Annotated in this window: 16 protein-coding genes and 1 tRNA gene; 10 read left to right on the forward strand and 7 right to left on the reverse strand. The window is 61.9% G+C overall.

What is annotated here, in order from left to right; all coding sequences use genetic code 11:
* Window positions 1-27 precede the first annotated feature (27 nt).
* From ACGYLO_RS06955 to ACGYLO_RS06965, 3 genes are all read right to left on the reverse strand, one after another.
* Window positions 28-1,134, reverse strand: a complete 1,107-nt coding sequence (locus tag ACGYLO_RS06955; protein ID WP_271688270.1) for a Xaa-Pro peptidase family protein — start codon at window positions 1,132-1,134, stop codon at window positions 28-30.
* Between the two features lie 88 nt (window positions 1,135-1,222).
* Window positions 1,223-2,812 (reverse strand): ABC transporter substrate-binding protein, encoded by a 1,590-nt coding sequence (locus tag ACGYLO_RS06960; RefSeq protein ID WP_271688271.1) that lies wholly within the window; start codon window positions 2,810-2,812, stop codon window positions 1,223-1,225.
* A gap of 52 nt (window positions 2,813-2,864) precedes the next feature.
* Entirely contained in the window at window positions 2,865-3,473 is a 609-nt protein-coding gene (locus ACGYLO_RS06965; RefSeq protein WP_271690000.1) for a helix-turn-helix domain-containing protein, read from the reverse strand.
* Window positions 3,474-3,679: 206 nt separating this feature from the next.
* Between ACGYLO_RS06965 and ACGYLO_RS06970 the strand changes: the two genes are divergently transcribed.
* From ACGYLO_RS06970 to ACGYLO_RS06995, 6 genes are all read left to right on the forward strand, one after another.
* Window positions 3,680-4,711, forward strand: coding sequence for an ABC transporter permease (locus ACGYLO_RS06970; RefSeq protein WP_271688272.1), 1,032 nt, complete (start codon window positions 3,680-3,682; stop codon window positions 4,709-4,711).
* A gap of 9 nt (window positions 4,712-4,720) precedes the next feature.
* The gene (locus ACGYLO_RS06975) at window positions 4,721-5,626 is read left to right on the forward strand and encodes an ABC transporter permease (protein WP_271688273.1); all 906 of its coding nucleotides are present in this window, start codon (window positions 4,721-4,723) and stop codon (window positions 5,624-5,626) included.
* Window positions 5,623-6,459 carry an ABC transporter ATP-binding protein gene (locus ACGYLO_RS06980; RefSeq protein ID WP_276154273.1) on the forward strand — a complete coding sequence of 279 codons (837 nt, stop codon included), beginning with the start codon at window positions 5,623-5,625 and terminating at the stop codon, window positions 6,457-6,459. Before ACGYLO_RS06975 ends, ACGYLO_RS06980 begins: the two co-directional genes overlap by 4 nt.
* Window positions 6,456-7,211 carry an ABC transporter ATP-binding protein gene (locus ACGYLO_RS06985; RefSeq protein WP_271688275.1) on the forward strand — a complete coding sequence of 252 codons (756 nt, stop codon included), beginning with the start codon at window positions 6,456-6,458 and terminating at the stop codon, window positions 7,209-7,211. The genes ACGYLO_RS06980 and ACGYLO_RS06985 overlap by 4 nt, the downstream gene beginning before the upstream one ends.
* Window positions 7,208-7,705 (forward strand): GAF domain-containing protein, encoded by a 498-nt coding sequence (locus ACGYLO_RS06990; RefSeq protein ID WP_271688277.1) that lies wholly within the window; start codon window positions 7,208-7,210, stop codon window positions 7,703-7,705. The genes ACGYLO_RS06985 and ACGYLO_RS06990 overlap by 4 nt, the downstream gene beginning before the upstream one ends.
* Before the next feature lie 430 nt (window positions 7,706-8,135).
* Entirely contained in the window at window positions 8,136-8,777 is a 642-nt protein-coding gene (locus ACGYLO_RS06995; protein ID WP_271688278.1) for a 2-hydroxychromene-2-carboxylate isomerase, read from the forward strand.
* A gap of 38 nt (window positions 8,778-8,815) precedes the next feature.
* Here ACGYLO_RS06995 and ACGYLO_RS07000 read toward each other — a convergent pair.
* The 4 genes from ACGYLO_RS07000 to ACGYLO_RS07015 form a co-directional block, all read right to left on the reverse strand.
* Window positions 8,816-8,892 (reverse strand) — tRNA-Arg (locus tag ACGYLO_RS07000).
* Window positions 8,893-8,968: 76 nt separating this feature from the next.
* Complete coding sequence (locus tag ACGYLO_RS07005; protein ID WP_067267467.1) at window positions 8,969-10,354, reverse strand: HAMP domain-containing sensor histidine kinase; 1,386 nt, start codon at window positions 10,352-10,354, stop codon at window positions 8,969-8,971.
* An 8-nt stretch (window positions 10,355-10,362) separates the two neighbouring features.
* Window positions 10,363-11,784, reverse strand: coding sequence for an NAD(P)/FAD-dependent oxidoreductase (locus ACGYLO_RS07010; protein WP_271688280.1), 1,422 nt, complete (start codon window positions 11,782-11,784; stop codon window positions 10,363-10,365).
* Window positions 11,781-12,515, reverse strand: a complete 735-nt coding sequence (locus ACGYLO_RS07015; protein ID WP_271688281.1) for a TVP38/TMEM64 family protein — start codon at window positions 12,513-12,515, stop codon at window positions 11,781-11,783. The genes ACGYLO_RS07010 and ACGYLO_RS07015 overlap by 4 nt, the downstream gene beginning before the upstream one ends.
* Window positions 12,516-12,831: 316 nt before the next feature.
* On the opposite strand from ACGYLO_RS07015, the gene rpmH reads away from it, so the two are divergent.
* The 4 genes from rpmH (at window position 12,832) to ttcA (ending at window position 14,570) form a co-directional block, all read left to right on the forward strand.
* Complete coding sequence (gene rpmH, locus ACGYLO_RS07020) at window positions 12,832-12,966, forward strand: 50S ribosomal protein L34 (protein ID WP_007118882.1); 135 nt, start codon at window positions 12,832-12,834, stop codon at window positions 12,964-12,966.
* A 26-nt stretch (window positions 12,967-12,992) separates the two neighbouring features.
* Window positions 12,993-13,415 (forward strand): ribonuclease P protein component, encoded by a 423-nt coding sequence (rnpA, locus tag ACGYLO_RS07025; protein ID WP_271688282.1) that lies wholly within the window; start codon window positions 12,993-12,995, stop codon window positions 13,413-13,415.
* On the forward strand, window positions 13,412-13,633 hold the full coding sequence (gene yidD / locus ACGYLO_RS07030; protein WP_271688283.1) for a membrane protein insertion efficiency factor YidD: 222 nt from the start codon (window positions 13,412-13,414) through the stop codon (window positions 13,631-13,633). The genes rnpA and yidD overlap by 4 nt, the downstream gene beginning before the upstream one ends.
* 67 nt (window positions 13,634-13,700) lie before the next feature.
* A complete protein-coding gene (ttcA, locus tag ACGYLO_RS07035) occupies window positions 13,701-14,570 on the forward strand; it encodes a tRNA 2-thiocytidine(32) synthetase TtcA (protein ID WP_067267458.1) in 870 nt (289 codons plus the stop codon).
* The last annotated feature ends 28 nt before the right edge of the window (window positions 14,571-14,598 follow it).

A 14,598-nucleotide genomic window follows, 5' to 3' on the forward strand; every position in this document is an offset into this window, starting at 1 on the left:
CGTATTTTCGCCGCTTTGGCCACCTTTTTAGCCGCGGCGCTGCATCTCGCGCGGCATTTCCGAGAAAATCTCAGGCCCATCGGCGCGTAGGATCACGATCTCTTCCAGACGCACGCCGAATTTGCCTTCCAGATAGATGCCCGGCTCGATTGAGAAGACATTGCCTTCGGCCAGAACCGCGTCGGAATTCGCGGCGATATAGGGCGGCTCGTGGATGTCGATGCCAAGGCCATGGCCGGTACGGTGCAGGAAGTGTTCGCCATAGCCCGCCTGCGTGATCACATCGCGTGCGGCGCGGTCGATCTCGCGTGCCGCGACGCCGGGGCGGGCAGCATCCAACGCAGCCTGCACTGCGCTTTCGACCGTGGCAAAAACCGCTTCGTACTCGGCATCCGGCGTACCGAAAAAGCCGCTACGGGTCATGTCGGAGGGGTAGCCGTTCAACCGGCAGCCGGTGTCGATCAGCACGGCCATGCCTTGAGCCAATGCCGTATCGCCGGGGTAGTGATGCGGGAAAGCGCCGGATTCGCCGAAACAGACCGAGCAGAATTCAAGGTGCGCGCCGTTGGCTTTGTAGTGGTCCTGAATCAGCGCCACGACCTCACGCTCGGTGATGCCTTCTTTCAGCGCGGCGAAAGCGGCCTGGACGGCGCTGTCGTTCAACAGATGCGCGGCTTTGATCGCGGCATATTCTTCGCTGTCCTTGCTGGCGCGCAACAGACCGACGGTGTCATCGGTAAAGCGGCGTCGCGGATGATCGAGCGCATCCAGAAGCCGCAGGGCGAAATCGGTGCGCATGGTCTCATCCAGCACTACCGAGAGCCCGGGGGCCGTAGCGCCGCAGGCGTCGAGCAGTTCGGTCAAGGCGGCCTCCGGCCCCTGATCGTCGCTCCATGCATGAAACGGCAGATCGGTGTCTTTGCGCGCGGCGGCGGCGTTCAGGGCGGGCATCAGAAACCCTGCGTAATCGGCGCTGACCAAGAGCATCACCGGGCGTTCGTCGCCATGCGGGTGCACGCCAGATAGCCAGGCCATATGGCTCGACGGGCCGAGGGCAACAAGATCGGTGCCCGTCTCGGCCATGCGCGCGCGCAGGTTGGCAAGGCGGGTATCGAAGGGGGAGGAAGCGGACATGGGCAAAGACCTTGGTATTCAAAAAGGGTATTGGGATGCGCGGGCCGAGGGGAGCCCCCCGGCCCGCGCAGGGATCAGGGAAGCGGGATCAGCCCTTTTCCACCAACCGGTAGAAAACGAAATCCGATGTCGCGCCGTTCACATAGCCGGTCACGTCATCGTCCATCGCCACCTGATAGGCCGCTTGGAACATGATCACGATGGGCGAGTCCTTTTGCACCTTCTGCTGAAGGTCGCGGTACATCTCGAGCCGCTTTTCCGGGTCGGCCTCTGACAGTGCCGCCATGGTCTGCTTGTTCAGCTCTTCCGGCACGGCCCATGCGTTGCGCCATGTGGTGGTCGCGGCATAGGAGTCGTCGGAGTTGTCCGAGTTATAGGCAAAAGCCTTGGCATTGGAATGCGGGTCCATGAAGTCGGGGCCCCAGTACAGCAACATCGCCTCGTGGCTGCGCTCACGGTACTTGGTGATGACCTGACTGCCGGTGCCGGGCAGGATTTCGAAGTTAATCCCCGCGTCGGCAAAGCTCGCCTGAAGCGACTGGGCCATGTCGGTGAACGGCGCCGCATTGATCACGTCGAGCGAGACGGTGATCGGCGTCTCGATCCCGGCATCGGCGAGGATTTGCTCCGCCTTTTCAGGATCGTAGGTGAAAGGCGTCTCGTCGAACGAGCCGGGGAAGCCCTTGGGCCAGAAGGCCTGATGCACGTCCATTTGACCTTTGATGATCGAATTGGTCATGCCTTCGTAATCCACCAGATAGCGGGCGGCTTCCCAAACGGCGGGCGGGGTCAGGCTTTCCGTCTTTTGGTTGAACGACAGGAAATGCACCGCCGCCTGCGGGTAGGTTTCGACCTTGATCTCCGCGTTGTCGATCGAGGCGATCTGGTCCGGCGTCAGGTTGCGCGCAAGGTCGATATCGCCCTTCTCAAGCAGCAACTGCTGGGTGGCGGATTCGGCCACATGGCGGATGATCACGCTGTCGATCTCGGGGGCGCCGTTGAAATAGCCCTCATTCGCGCTCATCCGAACCATCTGCGCGGGCGCATAGCGGTCCAGCTTGAAGGGGCCGGAACCGGCGGAGTTTTCGTTCAGCCAAGCATTGCCCATGTCGCCGTCGACTTCATGCTCTTTCACCAGCACGCTGTCGACGATGGAGGCAGGGCGCGCGGCGAGCACGTTCAGCACAAAGGCCGGGGAGAAATCGCCGTCGTATTTCACGGTGACGGCATTGCCCTCGGCCGTGACCATCTGGTCGATGTTCTCAGCCGTCCAGCCCAGTTGGGTCAGGATGAAGGCCGGGGTTAGGTTCAGTTTGATCACGCGTGCGAAAGAGAACAGCACGTCATCCACGGTCACCGGGTTGCCGGAGGCGAAAGTCGCGCCGTCGCGCAGGGTGAAGGTGATCGTCTTGGCCTCGGCATCGGCTTCCCAGTCAGAGGCCAGACCGGGTGCGAGCACCGTGGTGTCTTCGGCGTCATATTGCACCAGACGGTCGTAAAGGTTGGTGACCAGCTCGCCGGAGGTGAACTCATAGGCCTGCGCAGGGTCGAGCGCCACGATGTCGTCGATATTCTGCGCCACGACAAGCACGCCTTCGGGCGTATCGGCCAAGGCCAGCGGCGCGGCCAAGGGCAGCGCCAGCGCGCTCGCCAATAGGGTTGATCTAAGTGTTTTCATGATTGTCTCCTTGTTGGATCGTTGAAGTTGGAATGTCATTTGCCCAGCGCGCCTAGGCTTTCTTGATCAGTTCAGGCAGCTCGATGGCCCCTGCCCGGTTCAGCACCGTCAAGGTGCCGGTCCAGAGGATGCGCGCAGTCGTGTCGGTTCGGTTTGCCCAAGCATGGGGAAGCTGGCCGCTGTAATGCAGACAGTCGCCCGCGCTCATGCGGAATTTCTGCCCGTCGAGGGTCTGCTCAATCTCTCCCTCAAGGACAAAGACCATCTCTTCGCCCTCATGGCTCACCGTCTCGGATTCGTAGCCGGGCGGGACGTGAAGCAGATAGCTCGACAGTTCCGCGCCGGGGAAAGTGGCGGCAAGGCTTTCATAGGTCAGCGATGAATTGGCCAGCGCGAACTGCGTGCGCTCATTGCCACGGGTCAGCCCGTCCGAGGGTTTGGGCGCGGCGATGAAATATTCCAAAGCCACATCCAACCCATCGGCGATCTGCGCCAACGTGCCGAGCGACGGCGTGGCATTGCCCCGCTCCAACTGACTGAGATAGCCCATCGACACACCGGATTTGTCGCAGAGCATTTGCAGCGTCATCTGCATCTGCTTGCGCCTTTTGCGGATCGCGGCACCGAGGTTCGGCTCGGGCTTGGCTTTGTCGCGCGGCATCTTGGTCATCTCCCCTGTTCTGAAGCGACGTTACAAAAAATTATTTTGTCTGGCAAAAAAATTTTTGCAAATGGCGAAATTTGTTTTATGCACAAAGCATCCAGAACGGTGCCACCGCACCCTGAGGCCGCATGTCGGCGCAGGAAATGGCTTGCTTATCAATGGCATCGGCGAAGGAAGGGAGGGCGTGGCCCGTGAATACGAATATGACAAAAGCCCGCAGGCTGGCGCAGGGGGTCTCCTCTCTCGGCGGTTTTGCGGTGGTGACCCTGCTCACCTTCATCGGGCTGATGGCGATCACATTTTTCATCGGGCGGGTCATTCCGATTGATCCGGTGCTGGCCGTGGTCGGCGACCGCGCGACCCAAGAGCAATATGAAGCCGCGCGGGTGGCGATGGGGCTGGACCGGCCCCTGATCATGCAATTCTTCTCCTATGTCGGCGACGTGTTCCAAGGCGACCTCGGGTATTCTGTCTCGACCAACCGGCCCGTGGCGCAGGACCTTGCCAAGGTTTTCCCCGCCACGCTGGAGATGGCGACACTGGGCATTCTGATCGGCATCGGCCTTGGCGTGCCCTGCGGTGTCTGGGCTGCCGCGCGACAGGGCACTTGGGTGGATCAGGTCATCCGTGTTTTCGCGCTGCTGGGCTACTCGGTGCCCGCCTTCTGGCTGGGGCTTGTCGGTCTGGTCATTTTCTACGCCAATCTGGGCTGGGTCGCGGGGCCGGGCCGTGTCGATATCTTTTACGAAGGCATGGTAGCGCCGCGCAGCGGGCTGATGCTGGTGGATTCGGCCCTTGCGGGTGAATGGGACATCTTTTGGAATGCGCTGGATCACCTGATCCTGCCTGCGGCGATCCTCGGGTTTTTCTCGCTCGCCTATATCGCGCGGATGACCCGCAGCTTCATGTTGGACCAACTAGGCCAAGAGTTCATCACCACCGCGCGGGTCAAGGGCGTGGCCGAATGGCGGGTGCTTTGGGTGCATGGGTTCCGCCCGATCCGCGTGCCGCTGATCACCGTGATCGGCCTGTCCTATGCCGCCCTGCTCGAAGGGTCGGTGATGATCGAGACGGTCTTTAGCTGGCCAGGGATCGGGAACTACCTGACCGTAGCGCTGCTCAATGCCGATATGAATGCCGTGTTGGGGGCGACGCTGGTAATCGGCGCGGTCTTCATCCTGATCAACAAACTCTCGGATGTGCTCTACCGCATCCTTGACCCGCGCAGCCGCTAGGAGGCCGTCATGACCACTGCAAGAAACTGGCTTTTGGACGACTCCCCCGCCTCGAAATTGCAGGCGAATATGGGCAACGCCTATCGCATGCTGCTGCAATTGCTGCGCAATCCACTGGCGGTGGTGGGGGCGGTGATCCTGCTGATGCTGATCCTCGCCGCGCTGTTTGCGCCTTGGATCGCGCCGCAGAATCCGCTGGGGCAGAACCTCGACGCCCGCCTGTTGCCCCCTTCGGCGGCGCATTGGATGGGCACGGATGAGTTGGGGCGCGACATTTTCAGCCGCGTGATCTATGGCGCGCGGATCACCCTGATGATCGTGGCCTTGGTCGCTGTCATCGCCGCCCCGCTGGGGCTGCTGATCGGCGCGATCTCGGGCTATTTCGGCGGCTGGACCGACAGGGTCTTGATGGGGGTGACGGATGTGTTTCTCTCCATGCCCAAACTGATCCTCGCGCTGGCCTTCGTCGCGGCCCTCGGGCCGGGGATCGAGAATGCCATCATCGCCATCGCCATCACCTCTTGGCCCGCCTATGCGCGGATCGCACGGGCCGAGACGCTGACCTTCCGCAACTCGGAATTCATTTCGGCCATGCGTCTGCTGGGCGCGTCGCACGGGCGGATCATCACGCGCCATGTGCTGCCGCTGTGTACCTCTTCGATGATCGTGCGGGTGACGTTGGATATGGCGGGGATCATCTTGACCGCCGCGGGGCTCGGCTTCCTTGGCCTCGGTGCGCAGCCGCCGCTGCCGGAATGGGGCGCGATGATCTCACGCGGGCGGACATTCATTCTGGACCAGTGGTGGGTCGCGACGATGCCCGGTTTTGCGATCATCCTTGTCTCGCTCGGCTTTTGCTTTTTGGGCGACGGGCTGCGCGACGTGCTCGACCCCAAACAAGGAGGCAAATCATGACCGCGCGCCTGCTGGAACTTAAAAACCTCTCCGTCAGCTTCCCCACCCCCAAGGGCCGGGTCGAGGTGGTCAAGGGGCTGTCCTTCACCCTCGGCCGTGAACGACTTGGCATCGTCGGCGAAAGCGGCTCGGGCAAATCCATGACCGGGCGGGCGATCCTGCGGCTGGTGCGTCATCCGGGGCGGCAACAGGCCGATGTGATGCGCTTTGACGGGATCGACCTGCAAAGCCAGTCGGAAAGACAAATGCGCCACCTGCGAGGGGCGCGGATTTCGATGATCATGCAGGACCCGAAGTTCTCGCTGAACCCGGTGATGACCGTGGGTGCGCAGATCGCCGAAGCCCTGCTGACCCACGAACGCCTCGCCCGGCGCGATGTGAAAGCGCGGGTGATCGAAATGCTGGAATCGGTGCGGATCAATGAGCCCGAGCGGGTGATCGACCTCTACCCGCACGAAGTCTCTGGCGGCATGGGCCAGCGCATCATGATCGCCATGATGCTGATCCCCCGCCCCGATCTGCTGATCGCGGACGAGCCGACCTCGGCGCTGGATGTGAGCGTGCAGGCTCAAGTGCTCGACCTCATCGACGAGCTGGTGCGCGACCACGGCATGGGGCTGATCCTGATCTCCCATGACCTCAACCTGGTGGCGCGCTATTGCGACCGGATCCTTGTGATGCACGCAGGCCAGGTGGTGGAAAGCTGCGCCGCCGCCGATCTGCACAAGGCCAGCCATCCCTACACAAAGGGCCTTTTGGCCGCGGTTCCGAAAATGGAAGAGACGCGCGATGAACTGCCCGTCCTCGACCGCAGCGCATGGAGCGGCACATGAGCGCGATTACACTCAAGAACCTCGACATCTCCTATGGGCAAACCAAGGTGGTCACCGGGATGAATATCGACGTGGCCGAGGGCGAAAGCTTTGCGCTGGTGGGCGAAAGCGGTTCGGGCAAATCCACGGTGCTCAAGGCCATCGCGGGGCTGGCCCCCGATTGGACCGGTGAGATTTCCGTACTCGGCCAGCCGCGCGGTCACAAGGTCGACCGCGCTTTTGCCGGGCAATGCCAGATGGTATTTCAAGACCCCTATGCCTCTCTCCATCCGCGCAAAACGGTGGATGGGGTGCTCTCCGAGCCGCTAATGATTCACGGGCTTGGCAACCGCAGCGCCCGCGTGGTGGAGATGTTGCAGGCCGTCGGCCTCGACAAACGTTTCCGCTTCCGCTTTCCGCATCAGCTCTCCGGCGGGCAGCGGCAACGGGTGGCCATCGCGCGCGCGCTGATGCTTGAGCCCAAGGTGATGCTGCTGGATGAGCCGACCTCGGCGCTGGATGTCTCGGTTCAGGCGGAAATCCTCAACCTGCTGAAACGGCTGCGCCGCGAACAGGGGCTGACCTATCTGATGGTCACCCACAATCTGCCCGTCGTCAGTTTCATGTGCGACCGCATGGCGGTGATGAACAAAGGCCGGGTGGTCGAGATCGCCCCGGCCAGCGCGCTGCATGACGGCAGCTTTACCGATCCCTATACCCAAGCCCTCTACGCCGCCTCGGGCGGCAATCCAGACCGCAAGGAAGCCCCATGACCGATACCACCGACGCAATGCAACGCTTTCAGACAGCGCTTGAGCAGGCGACCACCGAAACACAGGCCTTCGACGCGCTCTGCGCGCTGACCAAGGCCACCGCGGGGGCCAAACTCTTTACCGTGATGACCGCGGATATGGACGCGATGCTGGCGCGGCGGGTCTATACTGACGACGCCGAAAATTATCCCACCTCCGGCACCAAAGAGATCACCATCGACACTTGGTTCGAACAGGTCCACGGGCGGCAGGAATGCTTTGTCGCCAACACCTTGGCCGATATCGACGCGGTCTTTCCCGATGCGGAACTGATTGGCCGTTTGGGCTGCGCCTCGGTCGTAAACCTGCCGATCATCATCGGCGGCAAGATGGTCGCCACGGTCAACATCCTGCACGAAGAGGGCTACTACACCCCCCCCCGCGTGGAACAGGTCAAAGCGCTGCTGACCCTGCCTGCCATCGCCACCATGGCCGTGGTGCGGCAAATGGGCTGACGCCCGGAGCGGGCGCTGCCGAAAGAAGGCCGTCGCTAAAATGCGGCGGCCTTTTTGACTTGCGGCCCCGGCCAAAGGCCGCCACCATCCCGGCCAAGACGGAACCCATCGGGCATCGCTAAGGTTAATCTTATGAACATGCCCTAGGAGGAATGGCTCATGTGGACTTACGAACTCTTGATCCTGATCATGGCCGCGGTGGCGGCACTGGCATTCATGGCCAAGCAACGCCCCCAGCCTCGGAAGGTCCGCGCAATCGCGCCCCGGCCACGGGCGAACAAATTGCATAACCGCCGGTATTGAGGCGTCAGCGCGGCTAGAAGCGCCCCGTTACGGGCACTCCCGCGATTCCGCACTCGGCTTTCGGCCCCCGTCCTTGTCTCCCCGCCGGTTTCCGCCATGATGCTGGCAAAACCGGAGGGAGCCGACCTTGGACACCATTGAATATTTCTATTCCGCCCATTCCGCCTATGCCTATCTGGGGCATCGCAAGCTTTTGGAAATCTGCGCGACCCGCGGTGCGCGGCTGGTGCATCGCCCCTTTGACCTCAACCCCGTGATCGCCTCAGGCCGTGTCAGCCATTTCCGCGGTTTCACGCCCCACTATATCGACTATTTCTTTGGACGAGAGATTGAGCGCTGGGCGCAATATCGCGGGCTGGAGATTCTCAACCACCGCCCGACCCACCACGACAACCCACTGAACCTTGCAAACGGCTACCTGATCGCCGCCGCTCAGGCGGGGCGGGATGTCGATGCGCTTTCCTTTGCGATCCTTCAGGCCCATTGGCGCGATGATATCGATCTCGCGAATCCCGCGCACCTGCGCCGCGCGACTGAAGCGGTCGATTCTGAGTGCGACGGGCTGATTGCACGGGCGATGGAAGAGGATGTGCAGGCAATCCACGCGCAAAACACTGAAGAGGCCATTGCCCGCGGCATCTTTGGCTCGCCCAGCTATTTTCTGAATGGTGACATGTATTACGGCCAAGACCATCTGGAACTGATGGATCATGCCTTTGACCGGCCCTACCGCGACACGGGCTTCTACAACCCGCCGCGAGACGGATAAGACGCCCCAAAAGCGCCGTGTTCTTCAATTTTGGGCAGTGGCGGACCGAGGAGGATTCGAACCCCCGACCCCCTGATTCGTAGTCAGGTACTCTATCCAGCTGAGCTATCGGTCCACTGAGCGGGGGTTTAGTCTTAGCCCCGGGGAGTTGCAAGCCCTCGTTTCAAGGAAATGCAATTTTCTTCAAAAATCTACAGGGCGCCGTCCCCCTTGGGCAGTGTTATGTCAAAAACCGTACCTTCCGGCCCGCTGTTGCGCAGCGCAAGGCTGCCGCCGTGGCCGCGCACCAGTTCGGAAGCGATTACCAGCCCCAAACCTGAGCCACCCTTGCGCGCCCCGCCCTGAAAGGCGGTGAAGAGATGCTCCCGCGCCTTGGGCGGCAGGCCGGGGCCGGTATCGCTGACGGTGATGCACCATGCTTCGCCCATATCCTCGGCCCGCAGATAGACTTCGCCCGGTTTGCCGGTGGCGGTGATCGCCTGCCGGGCGTTACGCATGAGATTTGCCAGCACGCGGTACATTTGTTCAGGATCCGCACGCACGGTGAGATTCGCGGGAATATCAGCGGCAAAGCGCACGATGCTTTCGGGATCGGCAAGGCGTTCGCCGTCGATGACCTCTTCCACCAGTTCTTCGAGCGGCATGAGCGTCAGCGTCGGTCCCGGCTCTTCGGCCTTGCCGAAGGCCAACGTCGATTCGCATAGGTGCACCGCCCGGGTGATCGAGCCTACGAGTTTCGGGGCCATGCGTTTCACGGTCGGGTCTTCGGACATTTCGATCCGGTCGGTGAACAGTTGGGCAGAAGTGAGGATGTTGCGCAGATCATGGCTGATCTTGCTAACGGCGCTGCCCAATTGGGCCAAACGCTCTTTCTGTTTAAGCGCCTGCGTGAGGTCGGTTTGCAGCTTCTGAAGCGCCTCTTCGGCCTCGCGCAATTCGGTCACGCTGGCGGAAGGTTCAATGATCCGCCGCGCATCTTCGGGTGCGGCGGCATAGCGCTGCATATGCCCCGCCACCCGTTTGATCGGTTTCAGCAGCAAGGCCCGCATGGCAAAGAACAAAAGCACCGCCGTGATGACCGAGATCACCGCCGAAAGGATGAGGATGCGAATCCCGTAGTCGAGCATGGCGACACGCATGGGCGCTGTCTCCATCGTGACCTCAATCAGCAGCCCCGCTTCGCGCACCGGCGCGCCGATCACGCGGACCACCTCATTCCCCGGGCGGAACAGCCGCAGCATCGCATCGCGGATCAAGACCGTCGCCGAGGCATCGCGCAAATCATAGGTCTGCGACACCATGCGCGGCATAGGCGACGCCAGCACCAATTGCCGCGCCTCATCCCGGCGCAGCACCACGTTGAAGACCTCGGCGTTGCGCAGCAGCTCCTCTTCCAACTCCGGGTCGAGCATGTCGTCGGCCAAAAGCGCCAGCGACGCGATCTGCGCCCGCTCCAACCGCGTCAGCATATATTCCTCGCGGAACCGCGCGATGGAGGGGACAAAGATCAGCACTTCGGCCAGCATCACAAAGATGGTGGTGAGGATCAGCAGGCGGCCAGAAAGCGAGTGGATCATGGGCGTTCTCAGGGCAAAAAGCGCTGCACGGCGCGCACCACCGTTTTGACCAGAGCGCTTTCGAACAGGCGCGGGCTGAAATAGGCCCCCGCCGCGCGTTTGTTAATCTCCGAGATCGTGGGGTAAGGGGCAACCATAGCAGCAATCTGGCTCATCTTCATCTTATTGACCAGCGCAAGCGACCACAGGGTGATCAATTCGCCCGCCTGATGGCCGACGATACTGGCCCCCACCGGGCGGCCCTTGACCACCATCACCTTGATGAACCCTTTGGTCTGACGCTCGGCAATCGCGCGGTCGTTGTGGTTGTAATGGAACCGCACGACCTCCAGCTTGTCGCCATGCTCTTCGCGCGCCTGCGCTTCGGTCAGCCCCACCTGCGCCAGTTCCGGCGCGGCATAGGTGACCCATGGGATATGGTGCAGCTTCGTCTTGCTCGGCAGACCAAAGACGATCGAGCGGATCACCACCCCGGCATGATAACCTGCCACATGGGTAAATTGCAGCCCGCCTGCCACATCGCCGATGGCATAGACCCGGCGGTTGCTGCTGCGCAGGCTGTCGTCGACCTTGATGCCTGCCTTGGTGGTCTCCACCCCGGCCTTATCCAGATCGAGCCGGTCGATGTTGCTCTTGCGCCCCACGGCCATCAGCAGATGCGAGCCCTTGATCACGCGGCCATCCTTGGTCTCGACCGTGATCGCCCCCGCCGCACCGCTGACCTTGGCCGCATCGCTGCCTTCCTCGAAAACTACCCCCTCGTCCCGCATGGTCTGCAACACCACTTCGGACAGCTCGGGGTCATCCTTGCCAAGCGCGCGGCTGCCTTCGATCACGGTGACATTGCAGCCCATCCGCACATGGGCCTGCGCCATTTCGATGCCGATGGGGCCGCCCCCGATGATGATCAGATGCTCGGGCTTCTCGCGCAGATCAAAGAGGGTCTCATTCGTCTCATAGGGCACATCCGCCAGCCCCGGAATCGGCGGCACCAGCGGAGAGGAGCCGGTGGCCACGACGATGCGCCGCGCGGTGATGATGGTATCGCCCGCCTGCACCTCTTTATCGGAAATGAAACGCCCGTATTCGCGGATCACCCGCACGCCCAAGCCCTCGAACCGCTCAACCGAATCGACCGGCGCGATTTGCGAGATAACATCGGCCACGTGATCCTTGGCAGCGGCGTAGTCGACCACCCCGGCGGCGGCCTCCACCCCGTATTGCGCGCTGTGTTGCTGGGTATAGGCCGTCTTGCCGGTCTTGATCAGCGCCTTGGAGGGCACGCAGCCATAGTTCAGGCAATCGCCGCCCATCTTGTGCCCTTCCAGCAGGGTCACATCCGCGCCCATCTGCACGGCCCCCGCTGCAACCGACAACCCGCCAGAGCCTCCGCCGATGATCAGAACGTCGGTCTTGATACGGTTGGTCATTTCAGCAGATCCTTCTTCCCGGTAAATGTCTTGATCGCCACGGGCAGCAGCGACAGCACGCAAAGACCCAGAATGGGCAATAGAATATGCGGCTCGAAAATAATCCCAAGGTCGGGCGACTCACCCCGGGCGAAAACCGCACCTAGCCCTGCGCCCACCGAGGTAAAGACCAAGGCCCCCGGCATGATTCCGAAAAACGTCGAGATCACGAAGCGAAACAGCGGCACACCGAGAAAGGCCGGCAGCAGATTCGCGACAAAGAAGGGCACCACCGGCACCAGCCGGATAAAGAGGAGCATCGACCACTGGTTGTCGTCGATCCCCGCCTTGATCTTGCGCACCATGCCCTCAGAGGCGTCCATCCGGTCTTTCAACCGTGCGCCAAGGCCCCATTGCGCGGCCAGAAAGATCACCACCGCGCCCAAGGTCGCAGCACTGACATTATAAAGCACGCCCGGAAACAGCCCGAAGAGGAAGCCGCCCGTCAAAGTGGCCACCGTGGCCCCCGGCAGGGAGAAAGCCACGATCACCACATAGGCGGCGACAAAGACCAGCGCGGTCAACAGGTAGTTGCTGTCGCGAAAGGCGATCAGCGCCTCGCGATTGTCACGCAGCGCGTCGAAACTCAGGTAATCGCGTAGGGTAAAGGCCCCGATGGCTGCGACGACGGCGATCAGCGCAAGGGGCAGATAGCGCATCAGCGCGGGTTTACTTTGGTCATTGCGGCTCATTTTCACACTTCCTTGGGCCTGCATCAGACCAATTTCGCTTTCCTCAATGATGGCGTGAAGCGGGGTGCGGGAACAGGCTCCTCACGCGCGCTTGATGGGACTTGTGCGGGAAAGGGCGATTTTGCAAAGTTACGGGGTGAACTGAAACAATTCCGGCCCCGCAAACCGGCATTTTGTTGCAAAGCGCGGTTTTTCCCTGTCAGGGGGTTTGACTTGCGCGCCCCGCCGCATTAGAGGACGGGCTTGAATTGACGCTGGCCGCGGTGGAACCTTCAAGTGATTCCGTGCCCAGCCAGCTTTAGATGGAGACGGAGCGATGAAACGCACCTTTCAACCCTCGAACCTCGTGCGCAAGCGGCGCCATGGTTTCCGCGCGCGCATGGCCACCAAAGCCGGCCGTAAGATCATCAACGCACGCCGCGCACAGGGCCGGAAATCGCTGAGCGCATAAGCGCCCTCGATCTTCGGAACCAGAATATGACACCGCCGGAGGCACCCTTGAATGGCACTTGCGCCACGAAGGGGAACCCTGCCCCGGCGGTTTCTCTGCGTCTGGAGACCCTGACCAAACGGGCGGATTTCCAACGTGCCAGCCGCGCCAAACGCGTGGCCACCCCCGGTTTCATTCTGCAAATGCGACCCCGCCGGGAGGATGAGCCCAGCGCGGCGCCCATTCGCGTGGGTTTCACCTGTTCCAAGAAGGTCGGCAATGCCGTGGCCCGCAACCGCGCCAAACGCCGCCTGCGCGAGATCGCGCGGCTCACCCTGCCGCAGGCGGGGCGCGCGGGCATGGACTATGTCTTTGTCGGGCGGCGCGAAGCGACAGCCGCCCTGCCCTTTGACCAGTTGCTCGCCGATCTGGCCCGCGCGCTGGATATTCTGCATGGGGTCCGAAAATGACCCCCTTGGCCGCGCTTCTTGCCCTGCCGGTGCGCGGCTATCGGATGATCTTCAGCCCATGGGTCGGGCATAACTGCCGCTATCAGCCCACCTGCAGCGCCTATGCGCTGGAAGCCTTGCAAAAACACGGCGGGCTGCGGGGCGGATGGCTGGCCGCCCGCCGGATCGCGCGCTGCCACCCTTGGGGGCAAAGCGGGATCGACAACGTTCCCGATTAGCGCCGCGCTTGCGGCAAAGGGGCAAAATGCCCTAGGTGAAGCCAAGCTGATAGTGAGAGACCCGACGATGCTGGACGAAACCGACGAGATTCACCCCCTCTTTGCCGGTGCACCGCAAAGCACCGAGTTCAAGAAACTGCGCAAACGCATCGTCCGCATGACCCGCGAGGCGATTGATCAATACGGCATGGTGGAGCCGACCGCCCAAGGTGCGCCCAAGCCGAAATGGCTGGTCTGCCTGTCAGGCGGCAAAGACAGCTATACCCTGCTGGCAGTTCTGCATGAACTGCAATGGCGCGGCCTGCTGCCGGTGGAGCTTTTGGCCTGCAACCTCGATCAGGGGCAGCCGAATTTCCCGGCGACCGTGCTGCCGGAATTCCTTGAAAAGATGGGCGTCCCGCATCGCATCGAATATCAAGACACCTATTCGATCGTGATGGACAAGGTCCCCGCCGGGCGCACCTTCTGCGCGCTTTGCTCCCGCCTGCGTCGGGGCAATCTCTACCGGATCGCGCGGGAGGAAGGCTGCTCTGCCGTGGTGCTGGGGCACCACCGGGATGACATCCTCGAAACCTTCTTCATGAATCTTTTCCACGGCGGACGACTGGCGACCATGCCGCCCAAATTGGTTAACGAGGAAGGCGATCTTTTTGTCTACCGCCCCCTCGCCCATGTCGCGGAAAGCGATTGCGAGCGTTTTGCCACGGCGATGAACTACCCGATCATTCCCTGCGATCTTTGCGGCTCGCAGGACGGGCTTCAGCGGCAGCAGGTGAAGGCGATTCTCGACGGGTGGGAGGCCAATAGCCCCGGTCGTCGGCAAGTCATGTTCCGCGCGCTGATGAACGCCCGCCCCTCGCACCTGCTGGATCCCAAGCTTTTTGACTTCGCCGGGCTCATGCGGAACGTTGAGGGTACGGAGCAAGAACAATTTTAGATAACAATCCGCAAAAAAGCGGGTTCTG

Origin of the sequence: Sulfitobacter sp. 1A13353, assembly GCF_043557255.1 — a bacterium.
GTDB lineage: Bacteria > Pseudomonadota > Alphaproteobacteria > Rhodobacterales > Rhodobacteraceae > Sulfitobacter > Sulfitobacter faviae.